This is a genomic window from Anaerobacillus sp. ABR4_321, from assembly GCF_056158505.1.
Window position 1 is genome coordinate 2346134 of record NZ_JBSWTK010000001.1, and the last position, 13514, is coordinate 2359647.

Genomic DNA, 13514 nt, shown 5'->3' on the forward strand with positions numbered 1-13514 from the left:
ATGGATACGGTAAAAATCGTTATTGCAGGACCAAGAGGAAAGATGGGGAGCGAAGCAGTTAAGCTTGTGGCTCGTACAGACCACTTTTCGTTATCAGCTGTAGTGGATTCAAGACAATCTGGAGAGACTGTTAAAGACATTCCGGATCTTCCGTCGTTAGACTCCCCGGTATACACCGATCTTGACGTGTGTCTATCTGAGGTTGAGTGTGATGTGTTAATCGATTTAACGACCCCAGAGTACGGAAAAAAGCATATGGAGATCGCGTTTCAACATAATGTAAGACCTGTAGTAGGTACGACCGGATTTTCGAACGAAGATGTTGAAAGACTATCGGAGTTAGCAGAGCAGAAAGGGATCGGCGCGATCATCGCTCCTAACTTTGCGATCGGTGCAGTATTAATGATGAAGTTTGCTTCGATGGCAGCGAAGTATTTTCCTGATGTTGAGATTATTGAGCAACATCATGATCGAAAGCTCGATGCGCCATCCGGAACAGCTGTTAAAACTGCCAAGATGATTTCTGAGGTTCGTGAACCTAAAGTTCAGGGTCATGAAGATGAAAGCGAAGAGCTCCAAGGGGCTAGAGGTGCCGATTACGAAGGTATGAGAATTCATAGCGTAAGGCTTCCAGGTCTCGTCGCTCATCAGGAAGTATTATTTGGCGGTGAGGGACAAACTCTGAAGATACGTCATGATTCCATGCACAGAGGTTCGTTTATGCCTGGCGTGCAGCTTGCCGTTGAAACCGTCTTAAAGATCGATCAGTTGGTTTATGGACTTGAGAATATAATGGAATAGGGGATGGTATCATGAATATCGCCTTGATTGCTCACGATAAAAAGAAAGATGATCTCGTTCGATTTGCTTTAGCCTATAAACAAATATTAGATCCACACACGCTTTATGCAACTGGAACGACCGGAAAACGCATTATCGATGAAACAGGGCTGACGATTCATCGCTTTCAGTCTGGTCCTTTAGGTGGCGATCAACAGATCGGTGCGATGATCGCTGACAATGCGATGGATGCCATCATCTTCTTCCGTGATCCATTGACAGCGCAGCCTCACGAGCCAGATGTAACAGCATTGATCAGATTGTGTGATGTGTATAACATCCCGCTCGCAACAAACATGGGAAGCGCTGAAATCCTTGTACACGCGTTGGGTCGAGGAGAACTAGATTGGAGAGAAATTGTACATGGAAGAAACACAGAAACTTGATGTATTAGCATTTGGTGCACATGCAGATGATGTAGAAATCGGTATGGCTGGTACATTAAAGAAGCTTGCAGAGGACGGTAAGCGAACTGGTATTTGTGATTTAACTGAAGCAGAACTATCATCGAATGGGACAGTAGCACAAAGAAAAGTAGAAGCAAAAGCAGCAGCAGACATTCTTACAGTTTCAAATCGCTATAACCTCGGTCTTCCTGACCGGGGACTTAGTGTTAATGAAGGCTCGATGGAAAAGTGCGTTGAACTTATTCGAGCGGTAAAGCCGTCTGCTGTCTTTATGCCATACTTTGATGATCGTCATCCTGATCATGGACATGCTGCAACATTGGTCGAAGAAGCCGTCTTTTCAGCAGGGATACGAAACTACAAACCTGAGCTTGGGAAGGCGCACAAAGTAACGCACGTTTACTATTATTTTATAAACGGTTTTCATAAACCACAGTTCACAATTGATGTTTCAGAACAAATCGATGCAAAGAAACAAGCGTTAGAAGCTTATGAAAGTCAATTTGTTCTAGGGGAAGATAGTGTGGAAACACCATTAACAAACGGGTATGTTCAAAAAGTCATTCATCGAGAATACCTTTATGGAAAAGAGTCTGGCGTTGACTATGCAGAAGGATTTATTTCTAAGAACATGCTTTGTCTGAAAGAGATACCGTTAGAATAGGAGAAAGAGAATGAAGTTAAAAATCGGCATCACATGTTATCCGACGGTTGGTGGTTCGGGAGTAATCGCGACTGAGCTCGGAAAAATGCTAGCTGAAAAGGGGCACGAGGTACATTTTATTACGAGCAGCGTCCCGTTTAGGCTCGATACATTTCATCCAAACATATTCTTTCATGAGGTAGAAGTTAATCAATACGCCGTATTCCGTTACCCACCTTATGATCTGACACTAGCAAGTAAAATGGCAGAAGTCATCCAACGTGAGAACCTAGACCTCCTACACGTTCATTATGCTGTTCCACATGCGGTGTGTGCGTTTCTTGCAAAAGAAATGGTCGGGGGCGATGTTAAGATTGTGACAACGCTTCACGGAACAGACATAACAGTGCTTGGCTACGATCCTTCTCTTACACAGCTGATTCGCTTTGGAATCGAGAAATCGGATAGTGTTACGGCGGTTTCTGATGATCTAGTTAGACAAACGCAAGAACTGCTCGAGACAAGTAAACCGATTGAAACCGTTTATAACTTTGTTGATGAAAGAGTTTACTATCCTAAGCGACGCGAAGATTTACGAAAAGGGTATGGTATTAAAGAGGAAGAGAAAGTTATCGTTCACATTTCGAACTTTAGAGGTGTGAAGCGAGTACCAGACGTCATAAAAGTTTTCGATCGTGTTCAAAAGCAGTTACCAGCTAAACTTCTGCTGATAGGCGATGGTCCTGAAATACAAGTTGCCTGTCGCCTAGTAAGTGAACTTGGATTGAATGATAAAGTGAAATTTCTTGGGAAGCAGGAAAACGTTGCTGAAATCCTTTCAATCAGTGATTTAAAGTTACTCCTCTCTGAGAAAGAAAGCTTCGGCTTGGTTGCTTTAGAAGCGATGGCTTGTGGAGTTCCTGCAATCGGAACAAACATAGGGGGAATTCCTGAAGTCATTGATCATGAAGTAAATGGATACATTGCTGAGGTAGGGAATATAGACGAAATTGCATCTTATGCTCTCCGACTACTATCGGATCGTGAACTACATCAGAAGTTTAGCGAAGCGTCTCTTAAAGCCGTTCAAAGAAAATTTGCATCGGAGTTAATCTTAGAGCAATACGAGTCGCTTTACTATAAAACCATTCAGGAGGAGCTAGTTTGATCCAATTCGAAGGTGATACTGCTAAGAAGTCTCTTAAAGTGATGCGGACATTGAAGAACGCAGGATATGACGCTTATATCGTAGGTGGAGCAGTCCGAGATCTTTTATTAGGTTTGCGTGTTTCAGATTTCGATATTGCTTCTTCTGCTCATCCAAACGAGGTGATGAAGCTTTTTGAAAAAGTTATTCCAACTGGCGTTCAACATGGAACGGTAACGGTCGTCCTTGAAGGTGAACCTTTTGAAGTAACAACGTTCCGATCAGAGGATAACTACAATGATTTCCGCCATCCTTCAGAAGTCACTTTTTTGAATCGTATTGATGAAGACCTTGCGAGAAGAGACTTCACGATGAACAGTATGGCGATCGGAGAAAATGGTGAAGTTGTGGATCCGTTCGGTGGAAGAGAAGACTTAAAACGCGGAGTGATCCGTACAGTAGGTGATCCAGATGAGCGGTTTTCAGAAGATCCTTTGAGAATGTTACGAGCATTACGATTCTTGAGCGTGTTCTCATTTCGCTTTGAAGAAGAAACCTTAGAGGCTATTAAGAAGAATGCTCCTTTGTTATCACATATCGCGGTCGAAAGAATGACAGTAGAATTCAACAAGCTTCTCGCGGGACCTGCAGTCGTCAAAGCCCTAAAATTAATCGTAGATACCGGAGTATACGCTTTTTTGCCGGGATTGGCAGATCGGAAAGCGTACTTAGAAAAGGGAATGGATGTAAGTATTTTAGAGTCTAAAGAAGAAAGACTCGCATGGCTTGCAAATGATCATGATGATCCAACTACGTTTTTGAAAGGGTGGCGGCACTCGAACGACGTTCTAAAGAAGGTTAATAAAATTCTTAGTACCATAGAGAAAGTGAAGATCGAAGGATGGAATCGCGAGACCGTATATTTTGCCATTCCATACGAGAAAGAAAGTGAACGTGTCTTAGCTTGTGTGCAAAATCGTGTTCCTACATATGAAAACATCGATCAGATCGCATTAGATCTTCCTATCACTTCTTCTAATGAGCTAGCGGTAACAGGCGAAGATCTTTTATCATGGACCGGACAAAAACCAGGTCCATGGGTAGGGGAAACCCTTGAACGAATTGAGAAAGGGGTACTTAAAGAAGAAATTAAGAATGAGAAAACTAGCATTAAAAGGTGGCTTGAATATTGGCAGACTCAATAAGACAGCGATTGTTGCAAATGCTTGAAGACCATACCGACACATATGTATCAGGACAGATGATCAGTGATTCGTTAAACGTTTCACGAACAGCGATATGGAAACATGTTGCTGAACTAAGAAAGAATGGGTATGAAGTTGAAGCTGTTCAAAAGAAAGGATATCGTATCGTAACGCGTCCGAATTCGCTCTCTAAGGAAGAAATCAGCCTGAAACTCTCTACCGACTTTATCGGTAGAGAGATCCATGCCTATTCTTCTGTTGAAACGACGCAGTTTATTGCCCATAACTTAGCACATAGCGGGATACAAGATGGAGCGATCGTCGTTGCTGACGAGCAAACAAAAGGCAAAGGAAGATTAGGAAGATCATGGCATTCCCCAAAAGGCAGTGGCATTTGGACAAGCATCATCTTGCGACCGAAGTTACCGCCTCAGCGCGCACCTCAATTTACTTTGATTGCTGCGGTAAGTGTTGTTCAAGCAATCAAGAAACAAACCGGCTTGGAAGCTGAAATAAAGTGGCCGAACGATATATTGATAAATGGCAAGAAAATCGTTGGTATTCTAACAGAACTCCAGGCAGAAGCGGATCAAATCAAGTCGGTGATCATTGGAATGGGAATCAATGTAAATGCAGATGAAACAGATTTTCCAACAGATTTGACAACAGCAACTTCGTTGAAAATCGAAAGCGGAGAAGATGTTAATCGTGCAGCACTACTCGCAGCGATTTTGAATGAACTTGAAGTACTTTATACCGAGTATATGGAAAATGGCTTCCGTATGATCAAGCTTTTATGGGAAAGCTATGCGATCAGTCTTGGAAGAAAAATCAAAGCAAGAACGTTAAACGGGGTTATCGAAGGATTAGCGAAAGGGATTACAGAAGAAGGCGTTTTGTTGTTAGAATCGAGTGACGGCAAGACGCACCACATCTATTCAGCTGATATTGAAATCTGCTGATTCCTTTCCACAAACGTAAGATAATCTGCTATACTACAGGTGTAAGGGCGGTATCTTCTTTAAGAACCGCACCGTTTTATGAGTGAACAAAAAATATTCTGCCTTGATCCGTAGCGGACTGGGACAGAGGGATGAAACCGATATGTAACCTCCTGGATATTGGAGTGTTGCGGTATGCCTGTGTGCATTCTCAGGCCGATTAGGGTACCCCTGTCAACCGTTAACCTCTTCCAGGAGTTTTTTTGTACGGTTTTAGTTTCCTCTAGAAAAGGAGGAGAAAGAATTGAAAACAACGAGTGATTTCAAAAAGATGAAGCAAAACAATGACCCGATCGCCATGCTGACTGCGTATGATTATCCTTCAGCAAAACTTGCAGAGGAAGCTGGAATCGACCTTTTATTAGTAGGAGACTCCGTTGGTATGGTAGTCCTTGGCTATGATTCTACTGTTCCTGTAACGATGGATGATATGGTTCTCCATACAAAGGCCGTTAATAGAGGCGCCCGTCATACGTTTATTGTAAGCGATTTACCGTTTCTCACGTACCATAGTTCGCCTAGTGAAACGTTAGCTCATGCAGGAAGATTGATGCAAGAAGCAGGAGCGCATGCCGTAAAGCTCGAAGGCGCTGGAGATGTTATCACGCATATCGAGAAACTTACCACAGCAGGTGTACCGGTAATGGGTCATCTTGGACTAACGCCGCAATCTGTTGGCGTATTAGGTGGTTATAAAGTACAGGCGCGAGGAAGCGAGGAAGCAGCCAAGCTGCTCGATGATGCAAAGGCGATCGAACGTGCTGGTGCATTTGCACTCGTCCTTGAATGCGTACCACAGCAATTAACAGAAATCGTGAAGACAGAGCTTACGATTCCGGTAATAGGAATAGGAGCAGGTGTCAAAGCAGACGGTCAAGTGCTCGTGTACCATGATTTAGTCGGTTACGGAAGTGGGCACGTGCCTAAGTTTGTGAAACAGTACGCCGAGATAGGTGAGACCGTATCGCATTCGATCACGTCCTATATAGATGATGTTAAAAAGCAATCATTTCCAGAACAAAAGCACTCATTTAACATGAAGGAAGAACAGCTCGCTGCGATGTATGGAGGTGAGAAGTCGTGAAGATCATATCCTCAATAAAAGACATGCAAGTAGAAGCGAAAAAACAAATGAAGCGCGGCAATACGATCGGGTTTGTCCCTACGATGGGGTTTCTTCATGAAGGTCACACGAGTTTAGTTAAAAGAGCTAGAGAAGAGGACGACATCGTCGTGATGAGCGTATTTGTTAATCCACTTCAATTTGGACCAAACGAAGACTTCGACAGGTATCCAAGGGACATTAAACGAGATGAAGAGCTAGCAAGAGAAGCTGGCGTGGACATATTATTTTATCCGCATGTTCGTGAGATGTACCCTGAGGACCGGACGACAACGTTAACTGTGAATAAACGAGTTGATACTCTCTGCGGTGAATCAAGACCAGGACATTTTGATGGTGTAGCAACAGTCGTACTAAAGTTATTCCAAATCGTTTTACCAGATCGTGCTTATTTTGGATTAAAAGATGCACAGCAAGTCGCTGTTATCAAAGGATTAGTAGAAGACTTCAATGTACCTGTTGAAATCGTCCCTTGTCCCATCGTAAGAGAAGTGGATGGTCTTGCAAAAAGTTCACGGAACGTCTATTTAACACCATCAGAGCGAACGGATGCATCCGAGCTCTCAAATAGTTTAGTAAGAGCGAAAGAAGCGATCAGGAGTGGTGAAACTAGCGCAAGTAAAATCAAACGATTAGTTGAGGAGATGCTTCAACAGACCGTTGGAGAGATCGATTATGTAGAAGTGCTTTCTTATCCAGGTTTAAAGCCGATCGAAGCGATCGATGAAGATATCATCGTAGCTGTAGCTGTTCAGTTTTCTGCAGCAAGACTGATCGATAATGTGATCGTAACTAGAAGTGAAATCCCGATAGGAGTGTAATCAGCATGTTTTTGACGATGATGAAGGGCAAGATTCACAGAGCCCGCGTAACGGAAGCCAACCTAAATTATGTTGGGAGTATAACGATCGATGAGGATATCATCGATGCTGTGGGGATGTACTCGAATGAAAAGGTTCAAATTGTAAATAATAACAATGGTGCAAGGCTCGAAACGTACATTATCCCAGGGGAAAGAGGTTCTGGCGTCGTATGCCTTAATGGAGCGGCAGCACGACTCGTGCAACCTGGTGATGTTATCATTATCGTTGCCTATGCGATGATGAGTGAAGAAGAAGTTAAACAGTTCACACCTCGTGTAGCGATCATGAACGATCGAAATGAAATCGTAGATATGATCGGTGCGGAACCTGCTTCAACCATCCTATAGGTAAAAAAGCTCTGGTAAACGTTCCAGAGCTTTTCTTTTTCAAAATTATTTTCCGTTCGACTTAAAAAGTGATAAAGTTATACAGGTGAGAGTAAGGTTTGAAGCAACTGGAGTGAAAAGAATGAACCGCTATACAGTTATTGATTTTGAAACTACGGGAAATTCTCCGAAAAATGGAGATCGAATCATACAGATCGGGTTGGTTGTTATTGAAGATGGCACCATCGTGGACCGATATTCGTCCTATGTGAACCCAGAACAGCCTCTTCCATCATTTATACAGCAGTTGACTGGGATTTCTGACGAAGATGTTAAAGACGCTCCACTTTTTGATGAAGTAGCTCCTGAGCTGCTAAAACGACTTGATGGGGCTTATTTTGTTGCGCACAATGTTAGATTTGATTTGAACTTTATGAACGCAGAGCTTGATGAAAGTGGATACGAGCCTTTTGATGGTCCGATTCTGGATACTGTAGAGCTCGCAAGAATCTTCCTTCCGCAAGCAGAAGCTTATAAATTGTCGTGGTTAGCCGACCACCTTGAAATCGTTCACGACAACCCGCATCAGGCGGATAGTGATGCAGAGGTGACGGGAGAACTTCTGAAGTACTTATTTCATAAACTCGAATCTCTTCCAGTCGTCACGTTAAAACAGCTAGCTGAACTTAGTCCAAGACTTTTAAGTGACATGGAAACCATTCTTCAGGAATTAATAGAAACGAAAGAGAAAGCGATTGAGCCTGAAGGGGAGTTTGAAATCTTTCGCGATATTGCGTTAAAGAGACAAGTAGAGGTTCAAGAAGCCGAACCATTAAAAGAACCGATCCCATTTGATGAGATTCAACAAAATCTAGCTACGACCATGGCAACGATCATACCTGGTTATGAAACACGTGATGGCCAGAACGACATGATGAGAAGTGTAGCAGATGCTTTTGATACAAATCACCATGTACTAATCGAAGCAGGAACGGGTATCGGCAAATCGCTTGGCTACCTTTTGCCAGGTGTGTCTCATGCGAAAAACACGAATAAACCAGTCGTCGTAAGTACGCATACGATTCAACTTCAGGAGCAATTGCTTCAAAGAGATATCCCGTTCTTAAGAGAAATCTTACCGTTTGATTTTAAAGCAACGGTTTTAAAGGGCAGAAGCAACTATCTTGATATGACGAGGTTTGAACAACAGCTTTTTCAATTCGAAGAGAATAACTATGACACCATCTTAACGAAAGCTCAAATACTTGTCTGGCTGCTTGAGACGGACTATGGAGATGTAGAGGAACTAAACCTTTCGAGCGGTGGAAAGTTATTTTGGCAACAAATAAGGAGCGATGCAACTGTATCAGCAAATCACCGTTCACCATGGTTTTCAAGAGACTTTTATCACCGCAGAAAACGGTTAGCCATGAATGCTGATCTTATCATCACGAACCACGCTCTTCTCTTCAGTGATTTGATCAATGATCATCAGCTCTTACCAGCGTATCAACAAGCCATCATCGATGAAGCTCATCATCTTGAGGATATCGCTACAGAGTTCTTTGGAGTGAAAACCGATTACTTTTCGATTCTACAAGGCTTCGTAAGAATGGGTCTGAAAGACGGAGATGGTCTTTATGGAAAAACGGTGAGTATCCTTAAAGACATCGGTGTTGAACTTGATGAGATCACATCAGATATTGATGCATACGTTAAAACGATACTGTCTGATTTAGATGAGCTCTTTAGAATGCTGCATCGGTATGTGCAGAAGAATATCAACCGTTCGAATGAAATCGGTCGCTTAAGTTATAGACTTACTGATGAAAAGGGCTCAGCCTGGGATGCGATCCAGGAAGCAGCACATCGGCTCGTCTTTTACTTAAAAGACCTCGATAAATTGTTAGTGAAGATCGAAAAAGAATTAGATCTTAATGAAGACGACTTAACGCGAGAGCAAATCAATGCTGCTGCAGATTTCAAAGGCCTGCACGCTTCCGTATTAGAAGAGCTTGCGAAGATCGATTATTTATTGCTACAAGATCAGTCGAATGACGTTAAATGGGTAGAGATCGATCCGAAAGGTGCGATCAACTCAGCTTTTCTATTCAGTCGGCCTGTCGAGGTAGGCGAACTGTTATCACAAGAATACTTTGGGAAAAAGAAGAGTATTCTTCTTACTTCTGCAACGCTAACCGTTCGAAATTCATTCGACTTTATCATTAAGAGGCTTGGACTGGATGAGTATGGACCTAAAACGTATCGTTACGAATCACCGTTCGATTATTCTGAGCAAGCAAGGTTGATGATTCCAACGAACCTTCCAATGATTAAAGATGTCTCTGACTATGAATTCGTGGATCACATTACAGCCGCGATTTTAAAAATAGCAAGAGTCACTAGAGGAAGGATGCTTGTGCTATTCACCTCATACGACATGCTCAGAAAAGCTCACCTAAGGATGAAAGAGCTTATGCAGCATGACGACTTAACGTTGATCAGTCAAGGCGTAGATAGCGGTAGTCGCGTTCGATTAACGAAGAACTTTAAAGAAAGTGACGATGCGATTCTTTTTGGAACGAGCAGCTTCTGGGAAGGTGTCGATATTCCTGGTGAAGATCTAAGTTGCCTGATCATCGTTCGGTTGCCGTTTTCGCCTCCAGACAATCCTGTATTTCAGGCAAGGTCTGAGAAACTAAAACATTCTGGAGGAAATCCTTTCATGGAACTTTCCTTACCTGAAGCAATCATACGATTTAAGCAGGGTTTCGGTCGTCTAGTGCGGTCTCAAAAGGATAGAGGAGCGGTTTTTGTTTTCGATAAGAGGATCGTCTCAACAAGATATGGCCGCTTGTTCGTAAAATCTTTACCTGACGTACCGATGATAAAGGGGAGTGTAGAAGAGCTTGTGAACGAACTCGACCTCTGGTTATAAATCATGATTTTTTCACACACTACTTTCAGGGGGTAGTGTGATGAAAAGATCAATGATGTTTCTCTTTTTATTCTTGGTTCTATCTGTAAATACAGCTGGTTCAAATGCACCGATCCAATCAGTAGATTTGAATTTAGAAAACCAGGAAATCGCTGTGACGTTCTTTGATTTAACTGTAGGTGAAGCAATCCTCGTTCAGGATCCGATCGGAGGGACCGTCCTGATCAATACAGGAAGTTCTGCTTCAGAAGAAGAGCTGATCGACCGTCTTCAAATGTATCAAGTGAAGGAAATAGAAGAGATCTGGTTAACGAATGCGGACGAAGCCTATTCTGGCAATATCAATTCCTTACTTAGGTATTTTAATGTAAAGAAAATCATTGCTCCTGAACGCCTCGTCGATTCATTGATTCAAGAAATTCCTTCTCAAACGAAGGTAGGTAACTTGAATGTGGAGGAAAAGGTAGAAATCGTAGAAGGTGCATCAATCGATATCATCGATATATCTAAGGCAGGAGTTACTACATTTATGCTATCCTTAGGTAGTCAAGACTTATTGTTTATGGGTGAAACCAATCGCGAGCTTGAGGAAGAGATCGTAGCTTCTGGAAGAACTGCAGAAGTATTAAAAGTGGCGAATTTTGGAAGTGATATCGGAACGACCTCTCAGTTTCTAGATGCGATCAACCCACAGATGGCTGTTATTTTTCGTCATAAAAAAATCGACATCAGTGAAGCCATTCTCGAACGACTCAGTGAAAATTGGACAGAAGTGTATTATCCATATCGCATTGGGAGTGTGACCATTCGGATGCAGCTCGATGGTTATGATGTGATCACCATTCCTACGAAGACGACTCCACAGAGCCATTGAAGAATAAGTATTGCAAAAATCATCAACTTATTTAAAAATAAGGTTAGGTTGTTTGTAAAACGTAAAAGCCTGCGTTAAAACGCAGGCAATCGTTGGATAGTGGGGCGTGTATTACGGTTTGCACCGTTCCCGCTTTTGCGGTACTTTTAGTTTGTCACGAAGAATCTAAACTATAAGTAGCAAATATTTGCGTTGATGGAATATCCAAACTATATAGGGAGATGACACGAGTGGAGAGTAATATCGAAGTATTATCGACAGTAAAAGTAACAAAGTCTCTTGATATTTATAAAATCGTCGATGCGTTGAATCGCACATTAAAAGAGAGAGATCTAATGTTCGGACTGGCACTCGACGAAGAGGATCAGGAAAAGATGGTATTTACAATATATCGTACATAAATAGGGTGTTCGTATGCGAATTTTGGGGATTATATTAGTTTTAGTTCTAGGTTTAGTGATCTGGCAAGGGGTGTCTTTTTATCAATCGATTTTGGAAAGTCCTAATAAGCTTGAAGAAAAAGCCAAAGGTGCTGTAGGGTTAAGCGAAGTGGACGAAACGATCCATTATCATGGAACGAACGGCGCGTACGTTGTTTTTAAAGGCAAGAATGAAGACGGTGAGGCTGTCTATACATGGGTACCTGAGAAAAAGGGATCCCCTGTCACAAAGAAAGAAGATGAAGGTGTTGCTTCAAACGTTGTAAAATCGAATCTGAACGATCGATTTTCACCGACTGAGATAATAAGTATCAAACCTGGAATCGAAGTGAACCAGGATGGTCAAGAAGTGCTTGTTTGGGAAGCGACGTTTGTTGACGATCAGGATCGCTATACGTTTGCATACTACTATTTCAGTAACGGTGAATACTGGCGCTCGAGGAGCATCAGACAAAGTTAATGAACCTGAAGGAGGAAGAGTGAGATGAAACTATCTAACAGAGTGGCGGCATTGACGCCTTCTGCCACACTAGAGATTACCGCGAAAGCGAAAGCATTGAAAGAAGAAGGTCATGATGTGATTGGCCTTGGAGCTGGTGAGCCTGATTTTAATACACCAGAACATATTCTATCTGCTGCTGAGAAAGCAATGAATGATGGACTTACAAAGTATACGCCCTCAGGTGGAATTCTTCCCCTTAAGAAAAGCATTATAAGTAAATTTAAAAAAGATCAGGACATATCGTACACACCAGAAGAAGTCATCGTCTGTACAGGTGCAAAGCACGCTTTGTATACATTGTTTCAAGTTATTCTAGATGAAGGGGATGAAGTGATCATTCCGACCCCATATTGGGTAAGCTACCCTGAGCAAGTGAAACTTGCTGGTGGGAAGCCGGTTTATGTAAAAGGAAAAGAAGAGAACGAATTCAAGGTGTCGGTTGAACAGCTACAAGAAGTCGTGACTTCAAATACGCAGGCAATCGTAATCAATTCGCCATCAAACCCGACTGGATCCATCTATTCACGAGAAGAGCTAGAGGCGATCGGTGCATTCTGCCTTGAACATGATATTCTTATCATCTCTGATGAGATTTATGAAAAGCTTGTATATGAAGGTGCGAAACATACATCTATTGCTCAGCTTTCAGACGAGTTAAAAGAGCAAACGGTCGTGATCAACGGTGTTTCGAAATCTCATTCGATGACAGGTTGGAGAATTGGATATGCAACAGGAAACAAACAGATTATCAAAGCGATGACGAACCTTGCTAGTCACTCTACTTCTAATCCAACGTCTATTTCTCAGTATGCAGCTCTTGCCGCTTATGAAGGAACGCAAGAACCTGTTGAGACGATGAACAAAGCATTCGAAGAGCGACTCAATATCGTCCATGAACGGTTGAGTGACATCCCAGGGTTCACATGTGTCAAACCAAAAGGTGCATTTTATCTTTTCCCGAATGCAAAGGAAGCTGCTAGAATGACTGGATTCGATTCAGTCGATGCATTTGTTAAAGGGTTATTGGAAGAAGAAAAAGTAGCGCTCGTTCCTGGGTCTGGGTTCGGATCACCAGATAATGTGCGTCTTTCGTACGCAACGTCATTGGATGTTATCCTCGAAGCGATCACGCGTATCGAACGCTTCGTGAAGTCAAAACAAACGTCTGCTGTCTAATGTTGTTCCACACGCTTAGGACAGGTATA

14 protein-coding genes are annotated in these 13514 nt (G+C 42.4%); all 14 read left to right on the forward strand.

Going from position 1 to position 13514, the window contains the following annotated elements:
• The 14 genes from dapB (at position 1) to ACXADT_RS12250 (ending at position 13485) form a co-directional block, all read left to right on the forward strand.
• Positions 1-801 carry a 4-hydroxy-tetrahydrodipicolinate reductase gene (dapB, locus tag ACXADT_RS12185; protein ID WP_270179033.1) on the forward strand — a complete coding sequence of 267 codons (801 nt, stop codon included), beginning with the start codon at positions 1-3 and terminating at the stop codon, positions 799-801.
• Between the two features lie 11 nt (positions 802-812).
• Entirely contained in the window at positions 813-1226 is a 414-nt protein-coding gene (mgsA, locus tag ACXADT_RS12190; RefSeq protein ID WP_474835329.1) for a methylglyoxal synthase, read from the forward strand.
• Positions 1204-1911, forward strand: a complete 708-nt coding sequence (bshB1, locus tag ACXADT_RS12195; protein ID WP_474835331.1) for a bacillithiol biosynthesis deacetylase BshB1 — start codon at positions 1204-1206, stop codon at positions 1909-1911. The genes mgsA and bshB1 overlap by 23 nt, the downstream gene beginning before the upstream one ends.
• 10 nt (positions 1912-1921) lie before the next feature.
• Positions 1922-3058, forward strand: coding sequence for an N-acetyl-alpha-D-glucosaminyl L-malate synthase BshA (bshA, locus tag ACXADT_RS12200; protein WP_270179030.1), 1137 nt, complete (start codon positions 1922-1924; stop codon positions 3056-3058).
• A complete protein-coding gene (locus ACXADT_RS12205) occupies positions 3055-4242 on the forward strand; it encodes a CCA tRNA nucleotidyltransferase (RefSeq protein ID WP_474835333.1) in 1188 nt (395 codons plus the stop codon). The genes bshA and ACXADT_RS12205 overlap by 4 nt, the downstream gene beginning before the upstream one ends.
• Positions 4227-5204 carry a biotin--[acetyl-CoA-carboxylase] ligase gene (locus ACXADT_RS12210; protein WP_270179028.1) on the forward strand — a complete coding sequence of 326 codons (978 nt, stop codon included), beginning with the start codon at positions 4227-4229 and terminating at the stop codon, positions 5202-5204. The genes ACXADT_RS12205 and ACXADT_RS12210 overlap by 16 nt, the downstream gene beginning before the upstream one ends.
• A 283-nt stretch (positions 5205-5487) precedes the next feature.
• On the forward strand, positions 5488-6327 hold the full coding sequence (gene panB / locus ACXADT_RS12215; protein ID WP_474835335.1) for a 3-methyl-2-oxobutanoate hydroxymethyltransferase: 840 nt from the start codon (positions 5488-5490) through the stop codon (positions 6325-6327).
• Positions 6324-7187 carry a pantoate--beta-alanine ligase gene (gene panC, locus ACXADT_RS12220; RefSeq protein WP_474835337.1) on the forward strand — a complete coding sequence of 288 codons (864 nt, stop codon included), beginning with the start codon at positions 6324-6326 and terminating at the stop codon, positions 7185-7187. Before panB ends, panC begins: the two co-directional genes overlap by 4 nt.
• Before the next feature lie 5 nt (positions 7188-7192).
• Entirely contained in the window at positions 7193-7576 is a 384-nt protein-coding gene (gene panD, locus ACXADT_RS12225) for an aspartate 1-decarboxylase (RefSeq protein ID WP_474835339.1), read from the forward strand.
• A 121-nt stretch (positions 7577-7697) separates the two neighbouring features.
• The gene (gene dinG, locus ACXADT_RS12230; RefSeq protein ID WP_474835341.1) at positions 7698-10493 is read left to right on the forward strand and encodes an ATP-dependent DNA helicase DinG; all 2796 of its coding nucleotides are present in this window, start codon (positions 7698-7700) and stop codon (positions 10491-10493) included.
• A 40-nt stretch (positions 10494-10533) separates the two neighbouring features.
• Positions 10534-11367, forward strand: a complete 834-nt coding sequence (locus tag ACXADT_RS12235; protein ID WP_474811444.1) for a ComEC/Rec2 family competence protein — start codon at positions 10534-10536, stop codon at positions 11365-11367.
• Positions 11368-11597: 230 nt separating this feature from the next.
• Complete coding sequence (locus ACXADT_RS12240; protein ID WP_224877917.1) at positions 11598-11768, forward strand: YpmA family protein; 171 nt, start codon at positions 11598-11600, stop codon at positions 11766-11768.
• Between the two features lie 13 nt (positions 11769-11781).
• A complete protein-coding gene (locus tag ACXADT_RS12245; protein WP_270179022.1) occupies positions 11782-12267 on the forward strand; it encodes a cell wall elongation regulator TseB-like domain-containing protein in 486 nt (161 codons plus the stop codon).
• Positions 12268-12291: 24 nt separating this feature from the next.
• Positions 12292-13485, forward strand: coding sequence for a pyridoxal phosphate-dependent aminotransferase (locus ACXADT_RS12250; protein ID WP_474835343.1), 1194 nt, complete (start codon positions 12292-12294; stop codon positions 13483-13485).
• The last annotated feature ends 29 nt before the right edge of the window (positions 13486-13514 follow it).

Coding starts and splice junctions, on each gene's coding strand:
- panD (WP_474835339.1), top strand. CDS start 7,193: ATGTTTTTGACGATGATGAAGGGCAAGATTCACAGAGCCCGCGTAACG.
- ACXADT_RS12245 (WP_270179022.1), top strand. CDS start 11,782: ATGCGAATTTTGGGGATTATATTAGTTTTAGTTCTAGGTTTAGTGATC.
- bshB1 (WP_474835331.1), top strand. CDS start 1,204: ATGGAAGAAACACAGAAACTTGATGTATTAGCATTTGGTGCACATGCA.
- dinG (WP_474835341.1), top strand. CDS start 7,698: ATGAACCGCTATACAGTTATTGATTTTGAAACTACGGGAAATTCTCCG.
- ACXADT_RS12250 (WP_474835343.1), top strand. CDS start 12,292: ATGAAACTATCTAACAGAGTGGCGGCATTGACGCCTTCTGCCACACTA.
- mgsA (WP_474835329.1), top strand. CDS start 813: ATGAATATCGCCTTGATTGCTCACGATAAAAAGAAAGATGATCTCGTT.
- ACXADT_RS12235 (WP_474811444.1), top strand. CDS start 10,534: ATGAAAAGATCAATGATGTTTCTCTTTTTATTCTTGGTTCTATCTGTA.
- bshA (WP_270179030.1), top strand. CDS start 1,922: ATGAAGTTAAAAATCGGCATCACATGTTATCCGACGGTTGGTGGTTCG.
- dapB (WP_270179033.1), top strand. CDS start 1: ATGGATACGGTAAAAATCGTTATTGCAGGACCAAGAGGAAAGATGGGG.